The sequence below is a fragment of the Nocardia sp. NPDC060255 genome, assembly GCF_042727395.1.
In the GTDB taxonomy this organism is placed as follows: domain Bacteria; phylum Actinomycetota; class Actinomycetes; order Mycobacteriales; family Mycobacteriaceae; genus Nocardia.
Window position 1 is genome coordinate 54,287 of the sequence record NZ_JBHXAU010000038.1, and the last position, 22,776, is coordinate 77,062.

Annotated in this window: 15 protein-coding genes and 1 pseudogene; 4 read left to right on the forward strand and 12 right to left on the reverse strand. The window is 66.4% G+C overall.

Annotated features, from left to right (window positions below; genetic code table 11):
• Positions 1 to 21: 21 nt before the first annotated feature.
• The 10 genes from ACFWF1_RS41040 to ACFWF1_RS41085 all read right to left on the reverse strand — a co-directional run bounded on the left by ACFWF1_RS41040 (position 22) and on the right by ACFWF1_RS41085 (position 14,564).
• Positions 22 to 3,237, reverse strand: coding sequence for an adenylate/guanylate cyclase domain-containing protein (locus ACFWF1_RS41040; RefSeq protein ID WP_379283614.1), 3,216 nt, complete (start codon positions 3,235 to 3,237; stop codon positions 22 to 24).
• Complete coding sequence (locus ACFWF1_RS41045) at positions 3,234 to 3,809, reverse strand: GAF domain-containing protein (RefSeq protein ID WP_379283615.1); 576 nt, start codon at positions 3,807 to 3,809, stop codon at positions 3,234 to 3,236. Before ACFWF1_RS41045 ends, ACFWF1_RS41040 begins: the two co-directional genes overlap by 4 nt.
• Complete coding sequence (locus ACFWF1_RS41050; RefSeq protein WP_379283616.1) at positions 3,806 to 4,618, reverse strand: S8 family serine peptidase; 813 nt, start codon at positions 4,616 to 4,618, stop codon at positions 3,806 to 3,808. Before ACFWF1_RS41050 ends, ACFWF1_RS41045 begins: the two co-directional genes overlap by 4 nt.
• Positions 4,605 to 5,972: a radical SAM protein gene (locus ACFWF1_RS41055; RefSeq protein WP_379283618.1), complete on the reverse strand. Its 1,368-nt coding sequence runs from the start codon at positions 5,970 to 5,972 to the stop codon at positions 4,605 to 4,607. The genes ACFWF1_RS41050 and ACFWF1_RS41055 overlap by 14 nt, the downstream gene beginning before the upstream one ends.
• 1 nt (position 5,973) lies before the next feature.
• On the reverse strand, positions 5,974 to 7,326 hold the full coding sequence (locus ACFWF1_RS41060; protein WP_379283620.1) for an MFS transporter: 1,353 nt from the start codon (positions 7,324 to 7,326) through the stop codon (positions 5,974 to 5,976).
• Complete coding sequence (locus ACFWF1_RS41065) at positions 7,326 to 8,447, reverse strand: SagB/ThcOx family dehydrogenase (RefSeq protein WP_379283621.1); 1,122 nt, start codon at positions 8,445 to 8,447, stop codon at positions 7,326 to 7,328. The genes ACFWF1_RS41060 and ACFWF1_RS41065 overlap by 1 nt, the downstream gene beginning before the upstream one ends.
• Entirely contained in the window at positions 8,444 to 9,703 is a 1,260-nt protein-coding gene (locus ACFWF1_RS41070; RefSeq protein ID WP_379283622.1) for an insulinase family protein, read from the reverse strand. The genes ACFWF1_RS41065 and ACFWF1_RS41070 overlap by 4 nt, the downstream gene beginning before the upstream one ends.
• Positions 9,700 to 10,935 (reverse strand): M16 family metallopeptidase, encoded by a 1,236-nt coding sequence (locus ACFWF1_RS41075; protein WP_379283623.1) that lies wholly within the window; start codon positions 10,933 to 10,935, stop codon positions 9,700 to 9,702. The genes ACFWF1_RS41070 and ACFWF1_RS41075 overlap by 4 nt, the downstream gene beginning before the upstream one ends.
• Positions 10,936 to 10,940: 5 nt before the next feature.
• Positions 10,941 to 11,090 carry a hypothetical protein gene (locus ACFWF1_RS41080; RefSeq protein WP_379283624.1) on the reverse strand — a complete coding sequence of 50 codons (150 nt, stop codon included), beginning with the start codon at positions 11,088 to 11,090 and terminating at the stop codon, positions 10,941 to 10,943.
• Between the two features lie 573 nt (positions 11,091 to 11,663).
• Positions 11,664 to 14,564: a BTAD domain-containing putative transcriptional regulator gene (locus tag ACFWF1_RS41085; protein ID WP_379283625.1), complete on the reverse strand. Its 2,901-nt coding sequence runs from the start codon at positions 14,562 to 14,564 to the stop codon at positions 11,664 to 11,666.
• Positions 14,565 to 14,761: 197 nt separating this feature from the next.
• Here ACFWF1_RS41085 and ACFWF1_RS41090 point away from each other — a divergent pair, with 197 nt between their 5' ends.
• Positions 14,762 to 15,112, forward strand: coding sequence for a hypothetical protein (locus tag ACFWF1_RS41090; protein ID WP_379283626.1), 351 nt, complete (start codon positions 14,762 to 14,764; stop codon positions 15,110 to 15,112).
• A gap of 38 nt (positions 15,113 to 15,150) precedes the next feature.
• Positions 15,151 to 16,380 (forward strand): thioester reductase domain-containing protein, encoded by a 1,230-nt coding sequence (locus ACFWF1_RS41095; RefSeq protein WP_379283627.1) that lies wholly within the window; start codon positions 15,151 to 15,153, stop codon positions 16,378 to 16,380.
• A 338-nt stretch (positions 16,381 to 16,718) separates the two neighbouring features.
• Here the strand turns inward: ACFWF1_RS41095 and ACFWF1_RS41100 are convergent, their stop codons facing one another.
• Both ACFWF1_RS41100 and ACFWF1_RS41105 read right to left on the reverse strand, forming a co-directional pair.
• Positions 16,719 to 18,485 (reverse strand): enoyl-CoA hydratase-related protein, encoded by a 1,767-nt coding sequence (locus ACFWF1_RS41100; protein WP_379322274.1) that lies wholly within the window; start codon positions 18,483 to 18,485, stop codon positions 16,719 to 16,721.
• Between the two features lie 99 nt (positions 18,486 to 18,584).
• Positions 18,585 to 19,538, reverse strand: a pseudogene (locus ACFWF1_RS41105) (MFS transporter); the annotation flags it as partial.
• Positions 19,539 to 19,845: 307 nt separating this feature from the next.
• Here ACFWF1_RS41105 and ACFWF1_RS41110 point away from each other — a divergent pair.
• Positions 19,846 to 21,438, forward strand: coding sequence for a sialidase family protein (locus ACFWF1_RS41110; RefSeq protein ID WP_379283629.1), 1,593 nt, complete (start codon positions 19,846 to 19,848; stop codon positions 21,436 to 21,438).
• Between the two features lie 324 nt (positions 21,439 to 21,762).
• Entirely contained in the window at positions 21,763 to 22,581 is an 819-nt protein-coding gene (locus tag ACFWF1_RS41115) for a hypothetical protein (protein WP_379283630.1), read from the forward strand.
• Positions 22,582 to 22,776: the final 195 nt, after the last annotated feature.

Sequence of the window (22,776 nt, forward strand, 5' to 3'; positions counted from 1 at the left end):
TCGCTGCTCCTACTCCACGGCCTATGCGCGGCTTGGATCACCCAGCGCAGCCAACCGCCGCAGGAATCGCCTGTCCCGCAACCGTTCCAATGTCGTACGCGCGGCAGGGAGGTGGGAGCGGTCGCCGGTTCGTTGGGCGTGAACCAGACGTAGCCGGGCCGCGGTGACGAGACGGCCGAGGTCGTCGAGGGCAGTGATGCAGGCGGCCAGGGCGGTATCGTCGCCGTCGCGCAGCGCTCGCGCCACTTCGGGGACGCAGGAGCGGTACGCGGCGCTGTTCGCGGCGGCCTCCGCGATGGCGGCGGGCGAGCTGAGCAGGCCGCGTTCGTTGTTGAAGGACACGAAACTAAGTGCCTGGGAACCGAATTCGGCGCCATCGACGGCGCCATCGGCGCCGTCGCGCAGCTCCAATGCCAGCAGGGCGCGGCCGGCGGGGAGCAGGGTGGGCAGCGTTCGCAGGCAGTCGAGAATGAGGCGGGCGAATCCGTTGGCACCCTGGCGGTCTTCCCGCGCGACCGCGATGCGGACGAGGGCAAAGAAGCCCTCGACACACAGGGCCGCGTCCTGCGGCGAGGCGGTGGTCTGCTCATAGATTCGGGCCAGCCGCGCGCCCAGTCGTTCCGCGGTCGCCCATTCGCCCGCCGCGTAGGCGATCGCGATGCCGTGGGCCAGCGGGTGCGCCAGGTAGGGGGCGTGGTCGCCGTCGCGATGACGGTTGGCCTCCTGTTCGATCGCCGCCAGCCCGGCGGCCGGATTGCCCAGGGCCGCATGCGCTCTGGCCAGCATCGCCAAGGCGTCGCCGAGTTCGTGCGGTGGCAGATCGTGCAGCAGCAGCCGCTCGCGGCAGAATTCGAGTGCCGTCTCGGGCAGGTGCAGGTGGGTGGCGGCGATATGGCAGCCGTCCAGTGCCTCGTTGGCCGCCACGACATCGCCGATCGCCAGGAAGTGCGCGACGATGGCCCGGCCCTCGGCGAGCAGCGCCGCGGGATCTGTTCGCGCGACGAATTCGCCGTCCACGACCTGCACGGGTTGCCGCTCGAAGAACAGAAACAGATCGACCGTTCGCAGGCGCAACGTCTCGTCCCGGTCGGCCCCGTCGGCGGCGAGCCGATGGGCCTCGACGTAGTGCCGCAGAATCGTGTCCCGATCGACTCGCGTCCGCGCCATGAGCCCACACCGCAACCACAGCAGCAACAGCTTTCGCCGGATCCGGACCGCGACCGCGCGGGAGTCACCGCACCCCGCGCCGGCCTCCGCCAAGTGCCGCAGGGCCTGTTCGTAGCTGGTGACCGCGGTCGGCGAGATGCCCGACACCGCGCCGAGCAGTTCGAACAGCTCCGGTAATCGTTCGGGCTCCGCGATGGACCGCGCACCCTCGAGGAAGGTCTGCGCGTCCACCACCAGCCCGGCGCTACTCGATACGGTCGCCGCCGTCATCAGATCGGTGACCGCGGTGCCGGATTCGAACGGCAACCGGATCGGAATCGTCGATCGGCGGCTGGCCTCGATCGCGGACAGATAATGCTTGCCGATCATCACCGATAGTCGCCGCGCTCGCCGATCGAGACCGGCGAGAAGGCTGGCGACTCCGGAATGCAACTCGATGCGCATCGCGCGCGGCAGTGCGCCGTAGACGATGTCGCGCACGATCGGCTGCCCGATCATCAACCGGCCGCTCTGCTCCGCGCGAACAATATCCTTGGCCAGCAGCTCATGGATACCACGGTCCACCTCCGCCCGCCCCCACTCGGCCAGCAGATCGGCGTAGCGGTCCGTCGGCAGTACCGCGTCCGCCACGGTGACAAGTTTCAGAACGTCTCGGGCACAGGCGGTCAGCAGATCCAGGCGGGCCAGGACCGCGGCATGCACCGTATCGGGAAGCGGCGGCTCCGCCTCCGTCGCATCGACGACGCCCCGGGTCGCGGAGCGGATGAATTCGAGAATGAAGAACGGATTCCCGCCGGCTCTGGTCGCGATCAGATCGACCAGCCGCGCGGGACGCCCGGTCAGATAGCGTGCGGCGATACTGCGTGTTTGATCATCGGTCAACTGCGGCAACGACAGCAGGGTATGGCGATCACGGCGCCGGCCCCAGTCCGGTCGGCGATCGAGCAGTTCGGGACGGGCCGCTATCACCACGAGCAGCCGGAGATCGAACCGCTGATTGATGGCCTGCGCGGCGACTTCGAGCAGAAGGTCACTGGCTTGATGGGCATTGTCGATCAGCACCGCGACTTTGCGCCCGGGTACCGCGCTCGCGATCAGCACCCGCAGCGCTGCCGCCATGGCGGTACCGTCGGCGCCGATCCGACCGCCGTCGCCCATCGCGGCCATGATCTCGCGGGTGTAATCGTCGGCTCGCTCGATGGTGTGCCCCGCGTCGACGAAAACCCGGCGGATTCGTGCGGCGTCGACATCGGCCCCGAGCAATCCGCCGATAAGCGATCGCACCTGCTCGCTGCTCGCCTGGGCGTGCTGCGCGACGACTACCCGCACCACCTCGAATCCCAGCTGCGGCGGCAGGTTCGCGGTGAATTCCTCGATCAGCCTGGTCTTTCCGAGACCGCTCGGCGCCAGGACGGTGACCAGTTCCGCGCGATGATGTTCGACGACTCGCTCAGCCGCATGCCGCAGCCGGAACAACTCCTGCCGACGCCCGACCAGCGGGGGCCGCTCGACCCGTCTCGTGGTCCGCGCCCCCAGCACCCGGCACGCGACCACGGGGGCGGCTTTGCCCTTCATCTGCACTTCTCGCCGCGGCCCGAATTCGAAAGCCTCGTCGGCGGCGAGGAATACCCGCTCGGAGACCAGGATCTCGTCCGGCTCGGCCGCCTGCTGCAACCGCGCCGCCGTATTCATCGTGTCCCCCGACGCCAGAAAATGATCCGCCCGCGACTCCGGGTTGGTCACGACCTCACCGAGATTGATTCCGAGCCGGAGCCGGAACAGCGCGCCGAGGAGCTCGTCGGAGCGGACCGCCTCGAGCAGGTTCAGCGCCGCCGCCACCGCGCGTTCGGATTCGTCACCGAATGCCCGCGGAATACCGAAAACCGCGACCACGGCGTCGCCGATGAATTTCTCCAGCCGCCCCTCCTCCCGATCCATCACCGCCACCGCATGTTCGAAATAGCGACCCATCAGTATGCGGGTGTCCTCCGGATCCATCCCGTCGGCCAGCGCTGTCGATCCGACGACGTCGGCGAACAACACCGCGACCAGTCGTCGTTCCTCGCTCATGCGATGACGGCGGCCACGGCCGCGATCATTCCGCTGACCTCCGAGACCTTGTCGTCGGGTACCCGGTCCAGCAGTTCGGCGAATTCGCGGGCGGCGGCGGCGCGCTGCGCGAAGGTTTGGGAGAATTCGCGCGGCACCATCGACAGGATCAGCACGGCCTGGTTGGCCAGTTCCGACAACATGTCCAGGGCCACGATATCGTCCTCCACCCCCGCCGGATCGAGCACCTCCATGACGCCTACGGTCTCGCCGCGCCTGATCAACGGGATGGCCATGATGACATCCGGAATGTATCCGGTCGCCGCGGCGGTGTGCAGATCGAAGCGGCTGTCCGACGAAACCTCCCGCACCATAATGGGTTCGCCGGAATTGGCCACCCAGCCCACGATGCCCTTCCCAGCGGGCACTTCCATGCCGATGATCTGATCCTCGCCCGCACCCGAGGCCGCCTCGAAGACGAGGGCGTTGCGGTCCTCGCGATAGAGGAATACCGAGGCGGCGGCGGAGGAGAACGATAGTCGGGCCAGTCTTACCGTTGAACGCAGCGCCTCCTCATAATCGGTGATGTTCATGGGAGATCTCCTTCCAAGTTGTCCGACATGACCGAGAGGACATGTCGGAGCTGGGTCGTGCGGAATTCCGGATGCTCACCCAGAATTCGTGCGCAGATACCGGTGATGTGCGGCGTCGCGAAGCTGTTGCCGGACACCACCCTGGTGCCGCCGTCCGGCCAGGCCACCCGGATACGCACGCCCGCACCGAAGAATTCGACGGGCGGATTCGGATTCGTCTCGATGCGCAGCGGATCCTGATGGTTGTGCGAACCGACCGAGATCACCGAGGAGAATCGCCACGGATAACTCGACACCGGACTGTTGTGCGCGGCCGCGACGAAGGTCACGCCGTCGAAGTAGGCCTGATCGGTGAGGTCGTGCAAAGCTTCCTTCACGGCGCTGCGCTGGGTGGACAGGCTCAGGCTGATCAAGGGAAAACCCTGTTCCACCGCCCAGCGCAACCCTGCGAACAGACCCGCGCCGCTGCCCCGGTTATTGCCACCGAGCACTCGCAGGCTGGTCAGCTCGCACTCCGGCGCGACGGCCCGGATGATTCCGGCACACGCGGTCCCGTGTCCGGTGGGATCGCCGCCGTCGTCGGGTTCGACGCCCCAGCCACCGTTCCGCTCGACGATGCCGTACGAGTCGGCCGGGGCGCCGAGCAGCGGATGGTGGCGATCGACTCCGCTGTCGACGACGCAGACCCGCACGCCGCCGCCGCTGCCACGCCCGATGGCCCAGTCGCGGTCCGCGCGGCGCGGCGAAGCCATCCGTTCGAGCGGAAACGCGGCGCCGATCGAGGTGTGGGCGAACTTAATTACTCGCACCGGACACCTCGGGTAGGGGCCGCAGACCGAGGGCGCCGGTGGCATGCAGATGCAGCCGATCCTGGAAATTGAATTTGAAACTGGGGCAGGGCAGATGACCCTCGCGCCACAATTTGGGGCAACTGCCGCCGCACACCGGGAGGAACGGGCAGCGATGGCAGGACTGCGCTTCGTCGGCCACCTGGTCGTACCAGTCGTCGAACGGCCCGACCGGACGCGGCTGCGCGCCGACGAGATCCTCCGTCCGCGCCAGGACTCCGGTATCGCGCACCACCGGCACCAGCGGATATTCAGTGCAGGAGTACACCTTTCCGGTGGGATCGTGCAATTCGGCGCCCCGCGAGGTGGCCAGGCAGGTCGAGGATTTCACGCCGGGCAGCACCGCGCGCGAGAATCCCATGTCCGCCACCGTCCGCAGCAGGGCAAGCTCGCGCTCGGCGAAGCTCCTGATCCCGAGCTCCACGTTGGAGACGTCGTTACCCCAGGAGTGCACCGGCGCGAACTGTACGGTGAATCTCGGCACATTCAGCCCCGCGGCGGCGAGATCGTCGAGCAGCCGCGGAATGTGCGGCTCATTCTCGTTGTCCACGTTGACGCGGATGTTGACGCGCAGTCCGGGAATCAGGTCCTCGCGCGCGATCTCCGCGAGTACTGCGACGCATTTGTGAAAGGAATTCATGCCATTCTTGAGGATTCGCCGACGGTCGTGAATCTCCTGCGGTCCGTCGATGGTGATGTCGACGTGACGCAGGCGGCATCTCTCGTGCAGTTCGGTCAGTTTCCGGACGCTGATCAGGCTGCCGTTGGTAGGCATCCTTGCGTGATATTCCGTGCTCGTCTCCGCCGCCTTCGCGACGAACCGTTCACTCATCTCGATGATCAGTCGATAGGCGAGCAGCGGCTCACCGCCGAACCAATTGACGGTCACGAGTTCGGTTTCCGGAGCCTCCATCACCGCCTCCACCCGGCGCGCCAGCCGCTCGGTCCGCTCGGGATTGTGCCGGGTTCGGAAATGCTCCTGACCGCAGTACGAACAGCCCATATTGCAGTACGCCGTCGGCATGATCGCGAATGTCCTGCGCCGCCGCGACTCACGCGCATCGGTGAACACCGCGAGCACGTCGTCGAGTTCGTCGCGCGACGCGTCGACGACCACGCCGAGGCGCGTCAACTCCGCGAGCGTGGCCGGTGCGATAGCTTCGATGTGCCCGGTCCGCAGCCGATCGGCGGTGTCGCGATCCATCGAGAACGCTTTACCGGTGCGGGACGAAAAACCTACGCGGACAATGGAATCGTCCGCGCGACGGTAAGTGCGATCACCGACGACCAGATAGCGGCTGGCTACCATGTTCATGTCATTGTCCGTTCGTTTCGATTCGTGCGTCGCCGCCCACCACGGCGGCTCGTGAATTATCTGTCGCTCCCGTTTCCGGGAGCGATGTCATCCGGGCCGTCACCACGCATCCGGCCACCAGCATCAGCAGCCCGCAGAATGCGAAAATGGTGTCGACGCGATGGAATTCGATTCCTGACAGACTCCATCGGAAGTCGATCGGCAAACCACTGGCCACGATTCCGGCCAGCACCATCGAGGACACCGAGGCCAGATAGACCAGTGGGTTGAGCACCGCGTTCACCCTGCCGATCAACCGGTTCGGCGCTTCCCGCAGGATGATGGGACTCAGCGCGACATTCACGGCCGCGACCGGGATTCCGACCAGTCCGAGCATGCCGATCGCGAAGTACAGCGAGGTCGACCGGGAGTACGCGAAGGCGACAAGTGCCGTGGCGAGCACACCGAAGGCGAACACGCGCCGTTCGCCGATGCGGGAGACCAGTCGCGGCGTCGCGAGTGCCCCGATGATGCTGCCCGCCCCGAAGGCCCCCTCGAGCACGCCGAGACAGCTCGGATCGACCCGCAAGTTCTCGCCGACGAAAAAGATTTGAAGCGCGTTCACGGCGCCGACGCCGAACATGTAGAGGAACACCGTGACGAGGATCAGCCGCAGGATCGGGCTGGCGGAGACGAATCGCACCCCGTCGGCGAACTCGGCACGAAAATTCTTCGTGCCCTTGTCGATCGAATCCTGCTGCGGGGCCAGCGCGGTCGATCGGATGAGCGCGTAGGAGATCAGGAACGACACCATGTTCACCACGAGCGCCCACACCGCACTCATCGAGAACAGCAGTGGCGCCGCGAGCGGCGGGCCGAGAATCGCCGCCGCGTTGGCGGAGGCCGACGTCAGCCCGAAGGCCCGGGGCCGATCCTGCTCCGCGACAACCGCCGCGACCGTCGCGAACCGGGACGGATTGAAGAATTGCGCCACCGCGGCGGTCGCGGCGACGACGGCGTACACCGCCGCCAACGTCGCCCAGACCGGAAGAACGGTGCGCATGATCGCGACGACGACCAGGACGCCGATCAGGCCGGCGCGCAGCAGATCGGCGATCATCATGGTGCGCCGCCGATCCCAGCGATCGACGAACACCCCGGCGATCGGGCCGACGACGACGATCGGTATCGCCGCCGCGACCAGCACCCCGCTCACGGCCAGCGGCGCCCAGGACCGTCCGTGGGCTATCACGCTGCCCACCCACAGCACGAGGGTGATGTCGAATACGAAATCGCCGAATACCGATATCAATTGACCGAGCCAGAGCTTCTGCCAGTTCCGGTTGCCCCGCAGACCGACTGTGGGCGCGTCCATCAGTACATCTCCGGAGCGGTCGACGGCAGCTTGATCGACAGTGGCAGACCGTCGGCACGCAGCAGCGGCACGCCGCACGCCATGGCGAAAGTGGTGAATTCACTGGGCATGTCGAGCCCGAGCAGCCGATCGGCTTCGGTATCGCGAATGGCCCCGGTGATCGCCGCGCCCAGACCGAGTGCGGCCGCGGTCATCGAGAACACCTGTGCCATATGGCCGACGTTGTGCAGCATGAGTTTGTAGGCACGCGCGTTGAGATATTTCCAGGCCATGCGGTCGGCGACCGCCGCAGTGAACACGCCGAACGCCGCGGTCCGGAACAGGCCCTGCCCGTGGGTCAGCCACTCGGCCTGGTCGCGGGTGACCGTGGCATCGATCGGGACGAGACCGTGCCGAACACCGTCGTAGGCGTACAGACCGGGCGCCACCTGGTCGACATCGAGGGCGAGGACGAAGGCCTCGCACTCGTGCCGCGCCCCACCGGAGGCGGCCGCTTTGAGCTGCAGCACACCGAGCGCGCCCGCGTCCGCGAAGCGCAGCGGGGCGAAGGTGTAGTGCAACATGTCCGAGAAGCGGTCCAGATCCAGTGGCTCACCGTCGAAGTGCCGATGGGTGCGCCGTGCCTGCACGACATCGAGATAGCGCACATCGCAGCGCACCCTGACCCTGGGCAGCAACAGAATTCGCGCGTCGGGTCGCACCCGGAAGCTCGACGGACGCGGTCTACGCGACACCTTCTCCAGATATGCGGCCGTCGCCGTTGGCGACGTATTGTCGATGAACGGCGTATCCCGGACCCGCTGGTGGAATGTCCAGGCGGTGGTTCCCCAGGTGTCCCACGGGGACGGGGTCGGGGGATTCTCCGTGACCAGGTATCCGTATTCGGTCAGCAACCGGATGGGCCCCTCGGTGTCGGACCGGAAGTCGTTCTTGCCGAGCCCGTTTCGGGCGGCGACGAGAAGTTCTACGATGTACGGCGCGACCCTGAGCCGTTTCTCGCAGCGCGGGCTGGAGATACGGAACCCGCCCCCGGAGGCTTCGACGATCAGCGGGTCCACCGTGCGTAGCGGTCCGAGGGCCGCGGGCTCGTCGGTGTGCGTGGTGTCGAACACGGTTGTCATGTCGAGCTCACCTCTCCTACGACGCTGGCGATCACCGTCGTTTCCATCAGCCGCCCCAGTCGGTCGTTGACATCGTCCGGATCCGCTGCGGCCAGGCAGTCGAGTCGCTGCGCGGCATTCGCCGGGTCGAGTCCGTTTTGGATCGGTTGTGCCGCCCGCGCAACGAAGATCCGGGCCGAGACGGCGCCGAGCGGTTCGGCGGCGAGCAATTGCCTTGCACTGCTGGCACATTCGTCCGGCGTGAGTCCGTCGGCCAGGAGTCGCCGCACCTGCCGATCGAGCAGTTCGATGACGGCCGCGCGATCCGCATCGATCAGCGCCGTGCCGAGGGTGACCAGACCGTATTCACGCGTGCCCACCCGAATGATCCGGCAGGTGGCCGTCATTCCGTAGGTGTAGCGGAGCTGCTCCCGGAACAGCCGCTGCCACCTGGCCGTCGTCGTGCCGCCGAGCGCATGGGTCGCGATCTCCAGGGCCACCTGGTCCGCGACCCCGTCGACCCCGGTGACGCACCCCCAAAGCAGGTGGCTCCCGCGCGGGCCGCGCAGATGCCGCTCGATGCGCGAAGAAGGCTGTCCCCGAAGGATATTCACGCTCTCGAGCACACCTGGCTGGTCCGTCGCGGCGACGAGTCCGGCGAGTTCGGCGCACCAGAGATCACCGGCCACATCATCGGAGAACAGCACGCTGATGGCCGGCGCCGAGGCGAGGTCCCGCGCCGCCGACTCCGCCCGCACCCGATCGATCAGTGCGACCGACTCTACGGTGCCCGCACTGTGCGCGCCGAGCCAGCCGTCCGGGCCGACGAACGCCGAATACAGCGCTCGCTGCGCATGATCGGCCAGACTGCGTTCCCGCTCCCCGATACCGGCCGCGACCGTCACCCGGGCCGCGCGGGCGGCCTCGTCGGTGATCCCCGCCGCGCCGATCGACGCGGTGAGGACGGGAACGATCGCCCGGACGCTGTCGCGTGGCCCTCGGACATCGCAGTAGCAGGACAGATGGGTGAGCCCCGGCTCGATCCGGACACCGAGCGCCTCCGCACGATCGGCGAGGGTCGTTCGTCGCGCTCCGGCGACCGGCGAACGCAACAGCGCCTCGAGCGCCACCAGCGGCACACCTCGGTCCCCGTCCGATACCGCGCCCGCATCGAGGTGCCACACAATACGGGCGACCTCGTAACCGCTGGCCCGCGCCGGACCCTTCAACAGGCGAATTCCCCGCGGGGACGGGAGCTTTCGAAGCGGTGTGCTCATCGGACGTACACCACCTCGGCGCGCGCCCGCGGGCTGTTCCACAGCCGCGCCGCGCGCTGGAAATCATCGGCGGTCATCGCCTCGATGCGGCCGGACTGCTCGAGATATCGGTCGATCCCGCCGTGGATCTGCATGGACAGCGTCAACCCGTCGGCCCGGTGCAGCAGCGAATCGTCCTCGGCGAGCCAACTCGACAGATAGACCGCACGTGCCCGCCCGATATCGTCGGCCGCGACGCCGCGGCGGACCACCGAATCCATTGCGGCGTCGAATCCATCGATGATCTGCTCCACCCCGACACCGGGTCGTGGGGCGAGTTCGACGATTCCCAGCGAACCGCACCACTGATGCGGAATCACGCGCAGGGACACCGATTCCGCAAGGGCGGACTCCTGGACGAGCAACCGGGCCAGGATGCTCGACGGGCCCCTGCCCAGCACAATCGAACCGATTTCGGCCAGCTCGAATCCCCGCTCGTTCATCGGCGCGAGGGGAACTCCGAGGAAAACCCGGTCGCGGCTTTCGGTCGCCACCACCACTCGGACGGTCGTCATCCGCCGATCGTCGGGAATCGGTGCCCGGGCGGTTCCCGAGCCGAACATCCCGAGCAGTTCGGCGGTCTCCGTACGGGCCGCCGCCCGGTCGAAACGCCCGAGGATCACCGCGAAGACGTTCTCCGACACGTAGTTTCGTTCGAAGAATGCGCGGCAGTCCGCGGCGCCGACGCGACCCACATGCTCCGGGTCGCCCACCGGGAGGTGCCGATACGGAGATCCGACCGGATGAACCGCCGCGAGCAACCGCTCAGCGGCATCACCGTACACGGGAGACGAGACTCGCTGGTGACGCTCGCGGAGCACGATCTGCGCATCGGCGCCGACGCTGTCCTCGGTGAACCGGTCGCAGGCCGCGGCGAACCGCGCCGTCTCCGATTTCAACACCAAAGGGAACGATTCCGCCGGGACCACATGCCAATACGTTGTCCAGTCGGCCAGCGTATTGGCGTTCACAACGCCGCCCGCCGTTTCGATCAGACGCCCGAATTCTCCCCGTCCGCGAGAATCCGATCCGGCGAACATGGTGTGCTCCAGCACATGGGCGAGACCATGGCGCGCCGCGGGATCATCCCGGCTTCCCGCGGCGATCCGAATACTGGTCGACACGATCGGGACATCCGGCTCCCAGACCAATGCGGCTCGTGCTCCGTGCACATCGAGATGTTCGATTTCCATGTCGATTACGGCCCGAGATTGACATCGAACGCCGACGATTCGGTGTCGTCGTCGTTCTCTATGCCGTGGGCTTCCACATCGTCGCCGAGGTTGGACTCGTTGTCATTGTGCCGCTCGTCGTCGTGGTCGCCGATTCTCTTCTGTTCGTCCGACATGACTCGTCCTTCCGCCGATGGACCAGCGGGTCGCGCCAGGGTTGGCGCGACCCGCCACCAGAATTAACCGATCTACCGGCCGCAACCGTTGTTGATGTCGAGCACGGCCGAGGCCTCGGTGTCGTCTTCCACCTCGATGCCGTGGGCCTCGACCTCGTCGTCCTGGTGTTTGTTCTTCTTCTCGTCAGGCATGATTCGCCCTTTCGCTCTGCGAACTTTCTGGAGCCGGTGGACCGCACCGACAAACCAAAAGGTAGCGGTGCCGGATCGACGCGCCGCATACACGACGTATACGCACAGGTCGGTGGATGGAAATCGCGCCGGTATATCCGGCGTATTCTCGGCGTATATCGGATTCGGTCATGATTCGAACATGCTCGAGACGGTAGAACGGGAATCCACATATATGCGACGCAGCGCCCTCGCGGCCGGAATCGCACTGTCGTTACTATTGATCGGTGAAACGACAGCCGCGGCCGATACACCACATCACATCGACCCGCCGCTGTCCCACAACAGCCCGACCGCGAAGGACTGGGGGTCAGCCGGTCTGGGAACGCCCGGGGCGCAAAGCTAATCCTCGGTGATCAACTCCGCCCGTGCGCCCTCGCTCCCATCATCAATGGGATCGCCGAGTTCACGCAGCCGCCGCAGAGTATCCCCCGCAGCGGGCATGCTCAGATCGCGAAAGATCCGGTGGGCGCTGCGCAGACAGGCGCGGGCGCGATTGACGTCGCCCGTGGCCGCCAGCGCGTCGGCCATACTGGTCAACGCAGCGGCCTCGGCCACCTGATCGCTCAGCTCACGGCACAGCACCAGGGCCTGCTCGGCATGGGATGCCGCCTCGGCCGGGCAGCCCAGCGAAATCAGCGCATTCGCCAGCTGGAACCGCGCGTGAGCCTGCCATCGGGTCAGCCCGGTCTCGGCCGCGGCCTGCAGGCACCGCCCCTGCATATCCGCGGCGTCCTGATGACGACCGCAGCGGTGCAACGCGATTCCCAGGGTGTGCATGGCGTAGATGCGCGCGTTGACGTCCTCGACGGCGGTGGCGGTGGCCAGTGCGCGTTCACAGCTCAGCACGGCATCGGCGGGGTCACCGCGATCTATCAGGACCGCGGCCAGATTGGCCATCGTGATCGCTTCGATCGAACGGTGTCCGGCCGCGCGCGCGAGCTCGAGGGTTCGCCGATAGTGTCGCAGCGCCTCCTCGTATCGCCGCCGCCTGCGGTTGATCCGACCGAGAACGTTCAGCGCCTGGCAACAGATGGCGGTGTCCCCGGCCGCCTCGCACGAGCGGATCGACTGGTACGCAGCGGCTTCGGAAAGCGTCGGCCTTCCCGAACCCAGGTGCGCCATCGACAGCAGGAAATGAATGCGTCCCGCCACGCGCGGATCGAGATCCGGGTGCGCGCCGACCGCCTGCCACAGGGTCATCACCGCGGGTTCCAGTCGGACATATCGAATCACGTGGTTGTAGGGGCACAGCACGACCAGCAGATCCACCGCGATGCGCACCGCGTCCCAGTCGCGATCGACCGCGGCGGCGGCCTGACAGACGGCGGCGACAATATTGTCGGCATCCAGCACCACCCAGGCCCGCGCGCTGGCCGCATCGGGGATCGGTAGCCCAGGACATTGCGGCGGGGCAGCGATCTCGGTGACGGGGTCGCCGGGTACCGCCAGTTCGAATGCCGTGCACGCGGTGGCGAGATAGAAGTCGAGCAGCCGCCGCAGCGTGGATTGCGTCTCGTCCCCGCGCAGGCGCAGGTGCGCGAAGGCACGCGTGACATCGTGATAGTAGTACCGGCCGAAGGCCCGCGAATCCAGCAGGCTGGCGTCGACCAGAGATTCCAGCAGCTCCTGGGTCTCGACATTCCCGATACGCAGTATCGCGACAGCGGCCTCCAGCGAGAAGTCGGGACCGTCGACGACCGCAAGTCGCCGGAATGCCCCGGCCTGATCAACGGTGAGTTGCCGATAGCTGAGCTCGAATACCGCCTCCACCTCCGCACCCGGAATCCGTTGGCCGCCGACGAGATTAGCCACGACATCGGTGACCGACCAGCCAGGGCGCGCCGCCAGCCTGGCGCCCACCAACCGCAGCGACAGCGGCAGCAGGCCACAGGCATCGATCAGTTCATCGGCCGCGGCCGGTTCCGCGTCGACTCGCCCCGCGCCGACCACCGCGCGCAGCAGCGCCACCGCCTCGTCTCGCCGCATGACATCCAGATGCAGCGGGAACGCACCGTCGACAACGGTCCTGCGAGCACGGCTCGTGACCAGCACCGCACAGTCAGGCGAGCCGGGCACCAGCGGGTGGACCTGCGCGGCATCGTGCGCGTCGTCCAGCACCACCAGCACCCGCTGACCCGCCAGCATCGACCGGTAGAGCGCGGCCCGCTCGACGAGCCCGCGCGGAATCGCTGTCTCGGCCACGCCGAGCGCGGTGAGGAATGCCGCGAGCACACTCGCCGGTTCGGCCGGATCCGCCGCCGCGCCACGGAGATTCGCGTACAGCTGGCCGCCGTCGAACTCGGCGGTCACCAGTTGTGCGACATGCACTGCGAGAGCAGTCTTCCCGACTCCGCCCATGCCCGACACCACGGCGGCGCCACCACCGGAGACAGCCGCGAGCAACGCCGTCACGGCCTCGGTGCGTCCAGTGAAATCTCTTGCGCCAGCAGGCAACTGCGCCGGAACACAAATAACGGCGCGCTCGACTCCGGTGCGCACGAGCAGGGTGGAATCGTCTCGCAAAATGCGATCATGGAGTGCGGACAGCCCGTGGCCTGGAGCGATACCCAATTCGTCGGCGAACAGTTTGCGGGTGTCGGCGTAGACGCCGAGCGCCTCCGCGGTTCGGCCACATCGGTGCAGCGCCAGCATCAGCAACTCGCGCAACCGTTCCCGGAACGGATGCGCACGGCACAGCTCCATCAATTCCGCCACTTCCTGTGCGTGGCGGCCCAATTCCAATCTGATCCGGCAGCGCTGCTCCCGGATCGTCAATCGTTTCTCGATGAGGCGGGCGCGCGGCGCCTCGGCCCACGGCGCGGCGATACCGGCCAGCGGCTCGCCGCGCCACAACGCCAAGGCCGCACCGAGCACCCGATCGGCGCGCTCGAGATCGCCACCGGCCTGCGCCTCGTCCGCGACCGCAAGGGCGTCCTCGAAGACGGGCAGATCGAACGAATCCTCGTCCGGACGCAGGGCGTAGCCACTGACCTCGGAGAACAGCAGCGTACCCGGCACATTGAGGATCTTGCGCAGTCGCGAGACATAGGTCCGTGCCACCTGCGACGCGTGCCGGGGCGGCGTGTCACCCCAGAGCCCGTCCACCAGCCGATCGACGCTCACCGGGCGCCCCACGTCGAGCAACAGCATCGCGAGCACCGCCCGCTGCTGCGGCGACCCGAGATCGACCTCGACCCTGCCCCGCCAGGCCCTGACAGGTCCCAGTACCTCGAACCACATCTCCGAACACCTTCGATAGCGTTGGCTAATTAGAATTGAAAGTAGTTGCTGTGCTTATGGATTGGCGGACAATCTCGGCAATCGAACTGGCCATGTGACGCAAATATGACGTCCAGATGTGGCGGGCTTCGCCAATTCGCCGCAAAGCCGAATCGCGTTGACAGGCCGGTCATTTCGCGGCAACGCCGCCGACGGTGATGCCGGCGGACAACCCCAAGTCGCTGACGGCCTACTCGTTTCGGCCGCCGATATCGAGCAAGACGCCGTCGGCGTTGCGGGCGCGGGCGTGGGAACTGCGCGTGTATGTCATGGCGCATCCCGAGCTGAATGCGACCGATATCGGCTGGTCGCTCGCGACCACGCGCAGCGCCTTCGAGCATCGTGGCGCCGCAGTCTCGGCCGACCGGCGGCGTCTGCTCGGTGCCCTTGTATGTTGCGCGGCAGCGGAATTCACTCAACGGCCCATTCGCGGTCGGTTGTGCTGGGCCCGACGCCAAGGCGAGGGGCAGAGAAATCCGGGTCTGGCGACCGACGATTCTGAGTCATAGCCTCGGCTTGTGCCGATGGTGAGCTGGCGGGGTGGAAAATGGGTCTGCAGGGACGCCCGAAATCGTTGGAGGAGCTGCGCGGACCGCTGAGCACCTCGCGGAGTCGCTCGCCGGTGGCCGCGCGTGCGTTGGCGGACACCGCGCTCGATCCGGCCGTCGTGCCCGGCGCTCTGCGATCGAGTGAGCTTCGAACGGTTCTGCTCACCGGTGCGAGTGGGTTTCTCGGCGCGTATCTGGTGCACGAGTTGGTGAACCGGCTGGATGTGCGGGTGCGGTGCATGGTGCGAGCGACCGGATCGGTGGCGGCTCAGGGGCGGGTCGAGTCGGCATTGCGGCGGCATCGGCTGTGGAGCCCGGACACCATGCGGAACGTGGAGGCCGCGCCCGGTGATCTCACCGCACCGCGACTCGGCCTCAATGCCGCCGACTACGGACGCCTGGCCGACACCACCGATGCCATCGTCCACAATGGAGCGCGGGTCAATCACGCCGAACCCTACGAGCGGCTGCGCGCGGCCAATGTGACCGGCACCGTGGAGATTCTGCGGCTTGCGTGCCGAAGTGCCGCGATTCCGGTGCATTTCGTATCGACCACTTCGGTAGTGGCCGGACAAGACAGTCCGATCCGCGAGATTGTGCCCGGCCTGCCCCGCCATTCCGACGGCTATGTGCTCGGCAAGTGGGTGGCCGAAGTCCTGATGACTCAGGCTGCCGCACGCGGCCTGCCGGTGGTGATCCACCGTCCCGACCGCATCTGCGGCGCGACCGCGACCGGCGCGACCGGCACCGACGACGCCTTCTGGACGATCGTCCGCGCCATCGTCCGCCTCGGTGTGGCACCGTCGATCACCGACGCGGCCATCAGCTTGGTCCCCGCCGACTACGTGGCCTCCGCGATCGCCCACACCGTCGGGCAGCACCGCCCCTTCGGTGGGCAGCCACCGGTGCACCACCTGGTCAACCACACCTCGATCACACTCGAAGTGATCCTGGATCGCCTGCGCATCAAAGGTTTTCCTGTGGAGATAGTCTCACCCGAGGACTTCGTCACAGAACTTCGCGAGGCCGCTCTCACCGATCTGGGAATGGCCCGAGCCCTGATCCTCAGCCAGACGACCGGTACCGAGACCAGCGAGTGGGACGACACCACCACCCGCCGAGCTCTGTCCGGTTCCGGAATAGTCTGTCCCCCGATGACAGCCGAGCTGATCGATCGCCACCTGGACTATTTGACCGAGGTCGGCTTCCTGCCGAACCCCGCCACATGACCTCGCGAATGCATCGCGTCCGCATCGGGGAGCGTGGTGTCGGGTGATCCACGGTGGAAGAACCTGTTTTCAGTTGGTCCTGGCCGGCGAAGGTCGCGGCGGGGCCGAGCAGCCCGAGTACCGCGGTCAACACGATGATGCCGGGGAAGATCGACAGCACACCCGCCGAGCCTCCACAACTTCAGGCCATGCTGCGCGATGTGTCGGGGAAGAGTCGCACCGGGATCGACGGCCGTGCCCCGTTTCGCCCATGGAATGAGCTGAGCCTTGTGCTCAGCAGTCCTCGACCTGCCCGCAGACCGACCCTGAATGTAGCGCGCGCCGGTATCGCGGCGAGATCAACTGTGGGGTAGCGCCTTTGGTTGTCGGTCAGGGTTGCCGCGCGCGGGCTTGTTCATGAACGCCGAGCGTTTGGCCGCGAACCCGAGACTGTCGTCGAACAGGTTGCGCGCCATCTCTCCCAGCTCTTCGTGTTCATAGGCGTCGAGTGGTTTTCGGGTGAGATCGCGCGCGAGTCGTTCCCGTTTGCGATCGGTTGTCTTACGCCATTGATCGGGCTGTGCGTAATGGTGGGCCAGGTCGGCCAGTGTGCGGTCGAATCCCTCGTCGGGACAGATCTGGTCGATCAGGCCTATCGCACGAGCGTCCATGGTATCGATCGTCCCGCATTCGGTGAGCAACCGTTGCGCGGTCTCGGTGCCGACTCGCCGCGGCAGGGTATAGGTATGCAGCTCGGATCCGCCGAGTCCCATGGTGGCGTAATGCGGATCGAGTAACGCGCGATTCGTCGCAACAACCACGTCGGCCGCCAGCAACAGCATCACCCCGCCCGCCCCCGCGGATCCTGTGAACGCACCGATGGTGACCTGCGAGGTCGCCGACAGGATCGCCCGGCACACCGCGTTCAGCGCCTTGATATTGCGCCACGCCGTCCCTGGTGGATCGTCGGAGATCTCGATGGCGCCCAGATGCAGGCCATTGCTGAACACCGCGCCCCCGCGTCCCCGGATGACCAGTACCCGGGTATCTTGGCGAGCCGCCGTACCGATGGCGGCCAGCAACCGGCGGCACAGATCCGCGGTCATGGCTCCGTTGTAGGCCTCGAATGTCACGGTGCCGACATGTCCGGTGCGCTCGTAGCGAATGTCGGAGAACATGTCGCTGCGGTCGAGCGCGACCGAATTCAACGACAGCCCCGCCGCCGCCAACGCCGTAGCAGCTGGAGCTTTGCACGACCATCCGGCACCGAGTTCGACGCGCAGATGTCCGATCCAGACGCTGTGCCCTGCCCCGCAACTGATCTCGACGCCATGGTGGCGGCGACCGACCACCGTGCCCGGTTCGACATCGACGCTGCCTGTCCGCCCGGGATGGACGTCATAGAGGTAGACAGCGCAGCCCATGATCATCGACAACACCCCGGGCGAGCCATCCGCAGCGCGGATCCGCCGCAGAATCACCTCCGGATCAGCGGCCCAATCGAACCCTCGATCGCCTTGCCGCATCCTCGGCCGCGCTCCGGTACCGGCTACCCGCCGTTTCACCGAGGCTTGGTCGACCGGCTCGAACGCCGGGTCGGCCGCCTTGTCCGCGACCTCCAGCACGCATTCCACCGCCGCGTCGGCGACAACCGTGTTGTACACCGCCGACTTCCGCGCCGCCGGAAGCTCGAAAGTTCTTGCTGCCCAGACCGGCCCGGCATCCAGCTCCTCGACCGCCGACATCGCGGTCACACCCCACACCGGTGCTGCGTCACTGATCGCCCAATCCAGCGAATGCGCGCCTCGATCACCGACCGGGCCGGGATGAATGATCACGGTGGTCCATTTTCGATAGATGGCTTCCGGGATCCGGGCTTTCAGGAACGGGCAGATGACCAGATCGAAGGTGCCGCCCGCGACCGCGACCTCCATATCCTGCCCACTTGTCACGACCGCTACCTGGACCGTCCGCCCAGCTCGGCGCAGCGCTAGGGCCGCACGCCGAGTGAGCCCATTATCGGCACCGCTCAGAAGCAGAATTCGCTGCATAATCTCGACCTTCTCGATCTCTCGACCATCGAGTTGTGGCCAGCAAAGCACCCGTCTAACGGACAATAGGCCCAAAGCCCACCAGCTCGAGGCCGAACGAGCCCGGCCAGCTTCGCGATCTGAACCGCCAACTGGCGCGAGGCGTTCGGCAGGAACGTGCCACAACGGTTTTCGCTATCGCGGAGATCGCGGGGTGAGGTAGAAGGCGGCGATGGCCAATGCCAGGGCTAGGGCTTGGATTCCGGCAATCACGGCGATGAGTGTGGTAGTCGAGGTGTCGTAGAGCCAGCCGGTCAGTGCGCCGCCCGCAGCGGTCGCCGCGCCGAGGGCTGCGGCGAATAGTCCGTAGGCCGTGGCGCGACGGCCGGGGGGTACCAGGTCGGCGATGACGGCGCGCAAGGTGGACTCCTGTACGCCGATCCCTGAACCCCAGACCAGGGCTCCGGCGATGACTGGCCCGACATTGTCGGTGAAGGCGAGCACTGGCACTACCGCGGACAGAACAGGTAGCAGCGCAAGGGTTTTCGCGCCGAATCGGTCGTAGATCCAGCCCGACGCCAAGGCGGCGAAGGCATCGGCTGCCATGGCGGCGGCGTAGATGACCGGGACGACGGCGGCCGGCAGAACTCCGTGCTCGATCATGTGGAACGACAGCAGCCCGTAGGAGGTGAACCCGAGCATTGTGGTCGCGGTGAATCCGCAGTACAGCCAGAATCGTCGCGGCAGCCTCATCATCTGCTGTTCGTGGCGCGGCGTGGTTGACGAGGGTTCGGTGTGCTCGTAGCGGTGCGGCTCTGGCACGCGCAGTCGTAGCCAAATCAGCAGGGCGAGCGCGCCGACACCAGGAACAGCCAAGATCCCCAGGGCAGGGGTGTAGTTGCCGCCGGTGCCGGCCAGGACTATGGCGACGGTGAGTGGCCCGATCACGGCGCCGATCTGATCGAGGGCCTCGTGTACGGCGAACCCGCGCCCGCGACCGGTGACTGCGGTCGCATGGGACAAGATGGTGTCTTTGGCCGGGCTGCGGACGGCTTTGCCGACCCGTTCGCCGATCACGAGAAGGCATGCGACCCACAATGTTCCAGCGATGCCCAACACCGGGACGGTGATGACCGTAAGCGCGTATCCGGGTGCCGAACACCGCGACGAACCGCCACGCACTCAGTGACGGGCCTATCGGATCACCCACACCGGCGGACGAGGTGGTCATCGCAGTACCTTCCACACGTCAATATGATTCGGCCCTTCCCGGCCCTGGCACTGTAGGCGAAGGCGTGGATGGTGCCGGAAACCTTTTGATAGTTGGGGAATTGGGGGAAGTGGGGAATTGGGGAATCCAGCGCCGCGCATCTTATCGTTTTTCTGGGGGCTGGCGGAACATATCTGCTGGTCGCTGATGGCGCGTGCAGGCGCTTGATTTTATGGAGGAATTTCGATGAAGTCACAAATACCGCTGGCCCTGTCTGCGGCGATCGCCATTACCGCGGTGCTCGGTGGGACCGCGTGGGCCGATGGCTCCGATAACCAATCCGTGGAGTCGGTCTCGGCCAACCGCCACGTCGAGTCGGTTTCGGCGGGGCCGAGTCTGTTCGCCGGATGCACGGTCGGCGCCAGCCCTGGCGCGGTCGCCCAGATCGGCTCCGAAGCCGAGCCATGGGTCGCGGTCAACCCGCGCAACCCCCGACGCACGATCGCGTCCTACCAGCAGGACCGGTGGTCCGCGGCAGGCGGCTCGCATGGCCTGGGCACCAGCTACAGCAACGACGGCAAACACTTCACCAAATCCGCGCTACCATTCGATACCTGCGCGGGCGGCGCCGACCATGGGCTGAAGTACGAACGGGCCTCCGACGTCTGGGTGAGTTACGGGCCCGACGGGGTCGCCTATGCCAGTGGCCTGGTGTTCAACGTCAGTGACCCGAGCACCGCCGTCGCTGCGGCTACCTCGTCCGATGACGGCAAGTCCTGGACGGACATTCAGCCGATCATTCAGGACACCTCGGCCGAGTTCGGCAACGACAAGAACTCGGTGACCGCCGACCCGAACCATCCTGGCTACGCCTATCAGGTCTGGGACCGGCTCGATCAGACCACCAGTTCCTTGAACGGCCCGGCGTTCATTTCGATCACCCACGACCACGGCCGGACCTGGACCAAGCCCGCAGTCTTCGTCGACACCAGCGTGACCCCCAACACGCAGACCATCGGCAACATCGTCGTCGCCGACGCCCGCACCGGCAGCCTCTACGACTTCTTCGACTCGATCAGCTACACCGACCCGGCGGGCACCACAACCTCGGACGTGCATTTCGCGTTCGTGAAGTCGACCGACCAGGGCCGGACCTGGAGCAAGCCGACCGCGATTACCCCCGATACCTCGGTCGCCGAGCTGGATCCGAACGCGCCGACCGACGCCGGCAAGGCGCTGCGGGCCGGCGCCAATCTCCTCAGCGCGGCGATCGACCCGAAGACCGGCAAGCTGTACGCGACCTATGAGGGCAGCGATTTCAGCGCAGGCAAGTTCGACCAGATCGAGATGGTCACCTCCTCCGATGGTGGCGCGACCTGGACCAAGCCGATGCTGATGAGCCAGGTGCCTACCGCCCCGGCGTTCACCCCGTCGATCGTGGTCGATCACGATGGCAATGTGGCTCTCACATACAAGGATCTGCGTAACCTGAAGCCAGGCGACACCACGACCGTGCCGACCGCAGAATTCCTGCTCACCTTCGCCCGCGGTGATGAGGCATGCCCGGGCGAGCGGCAGATATCTCCGGTCTTCGACTGGCTGAAGGCGCCGTACGCCACTTGGGGCCACTTCCTCGGCGACTACGACGGGCTCGCGGTGGTCGGCACCAAGCAGTTTCGTCCGCTGTTCGCGGTGACCACCAATCACCCGTCCGACTCGAGCGACGTCTACAGCGGGGTGTTCACCATGAACCCGAAGGGCGCGCCCAAGTCGGCGGTCCTTGCGACCAAAGCCAACCCGTCCGGGCAGTATGTGCATGGTCGCCGTGGCCGCATCTGATCCGGTGACCGTGTGCTGCACCGGGATCCGTTCGACGAAGAAGTCATGCGATGAGGTTCCGGCATATCGGCAAGCTGGCCGTGGGCATCATTGCCCAGCACATTGCCACAGCACAGCGACCCACCGGCTCCGCCACGCTGCGAACCGACTTACGATCACAACCCGCTGCGGTGGGCCCGTTTGTGCCGTGCCGTGGATACGAAAAGGGTTGCCGCCGTGCCGGATCGTCGGGTGCCCCACTCGATCGGCAGGGCCGACTGAACGGGGGTGTCGTGTGTCACATTCTCAGTGGGTCCTCAGCGGCGGGCTGCGACGCTGGCGCGCATGACAAGCAAGACCGGTGTTGTTGCTCCGCCAGCTAGATCGTTGTCCGCCAAGGTTCCCGAGATCACCGTGCTGTTCTGGGTGATCAAAATTCTGACCACCGGGATGGGGGAGACGTTCTCTGATTTTCTCGTCACCCATTTCGTACCCGAGATAGCTGTCGGCTTAGCCGGGCTGGTACTGGTCATCAGCTTGATCGCCCAATTCCGTGCCAGTGGTTACCACGTCTGGACCTACTGGTCAGCGGTGGTGATGGTGAGCATCTTCGGAACCATGGTCGCCGACATCACCAGCTTCATCATCGGAATCCCATTGCTGGCAGCGACTTTAGTGTTCGCGGTCATCCTCGCGGTGATTTTCGCACTCTGGTATGCCAGCGAGAAGACACTGTCGGTGCACAGCATCACGACCCGGCGCCGGGAGGGGTTCTATTGGGCGACGGTCATGGCCACCTTCGCACTGGGCACTGTCGCGGGCGACCTGACCGCGGTAACACTGCACCTTGGCTACCTGACGTCGGCCGTCGTGTTCGCCATCGCCATCGCTATCCCGGCCGTCGCGCACCGTTGGGGCGGGCTCGGTGTGGTCACTGCATTCTGGTCCGCCTACGTAGTCACCCGCCCCCTCGGTGCGTCGATCACCGACTGGCTCGCGTCCTCTCGAGCCGACGGCCTCGCCCTGGGCACCGGATGGGTAACTCTCGGGACAACCATCGCCATCCTTGCCCTACTCGCCATCCTGGCCGCTCGAACCACGCCTGTCGCCGACCGTGCGCCAGCGGACCTACCCGACCCCGCAGCCCGGCGCGAAGATTCCTGACCGAGACGTTGCGCGGGTGCGCGGCCACGATGACACGTCTCGCCCTCAACCCGCAGGACCTGCAGGCAGTGAAGGCCGAACATACCGCGACCCTGCCCAGGAGCTGAAAAGACTGTGGGCGGTTTGGGGGGGAAATAGCGCACACCCCCCCCCACCGGGGGGAATTTTTTTTTTGGGGCCCGGTTGTGGGGGAGG

Coding starts and splice junctions, on each gene's coding strand:
- ACFWF1_RS41110 (WP_379283629.1), top strand. CDS start 19,846: ATGAAGTCACAAATACCGCTGGCCCTGTCTGCGGCGATCGCCATTACC.
- ACFWF1_RS41075 (WP_379283623.1), bottom strand. CDS start 10,935: ATGGAAATCGAACATCTCGATGTGCACGGAGCACGAGCCGCATTGGTC.
- ACFWF1_RS41065 (WP_379283621.1), bottom strand. CDS start 8,447: ATGACAACCGTGTTCGACACCACGCACACCGACGAGCCCGCGGCCCTC.
- ACFWF1_RS41095 (WP_379283627.1), top strand. CDS start 15,151: ATGGGTCTGCAGGGACGCCCGAAATCGTTGGAGGAGCTGCGCGGACCG.
- ACFWF1_RS41055 (WP_379283618.1), bottom strand. CDS start 5,972: ATGAACATGGTAGCCAGCCGCTATCTGGTCGTCGGTGATCGCACTTAC.
- ACFWF1_RS41060 (WP_379283620.1), bottom strand. CDS start 7,326: ATGGACGCGCCCACAGTCGGTCTGCGGGGCAACCGGAACTGGCAGAAG.
- ACFWF1_RS41080 (WP_379283624.1), bottom strand. CDS start 11,090: ATGTCGGACGAACAGAAGAGAATCGGCGACCACGACGACGAGCGGCAC.
- ACFWF1_RS41070 (WP_379283622.1), bottom strand. CDS start 9,703: ATGAGCACACCGCTTCGAAAGCTCCCGTCCCCGCGGGGAATTCGCCTG.
- ACFWF1_RS41115 (WP_379283630.1), top strand. CDS start 21,763: ATGACAAGCAAGACCGGTGTTGTTGCTCCGCCAGCTAGATCGTTGTCC.
- ACFWF1_RS41085 (WP_379283625.1), bottom strand. CDS start 14,564: ATGTGGTTCGAGGTACTGGGACCTGTCAGGGCCTGGCGGGGCAGGGTC.
- ACFWF1_RS41090 (WP_379283626.1), top strand. CDS start 14,762: ATGCCGGCGGACAACCCCAAGTCGCTGACGGCCTACTCGTTTCGGCCG.
- ACFWF1_RS41040 (WP_379283614.1), bottom strand. CDS start 3,237: ATGAGCGAGGAACGACGACTGGTCGCGGTGTTGTTCGCCGACGTCGTC.
- ACFWF1_RS41045 (WP_379283615.1), bottom strand. CDS start 3,809: ATGAACATCACCGATTATGAGGAGGCGCTGCGTTCAACGGTAAGACTG.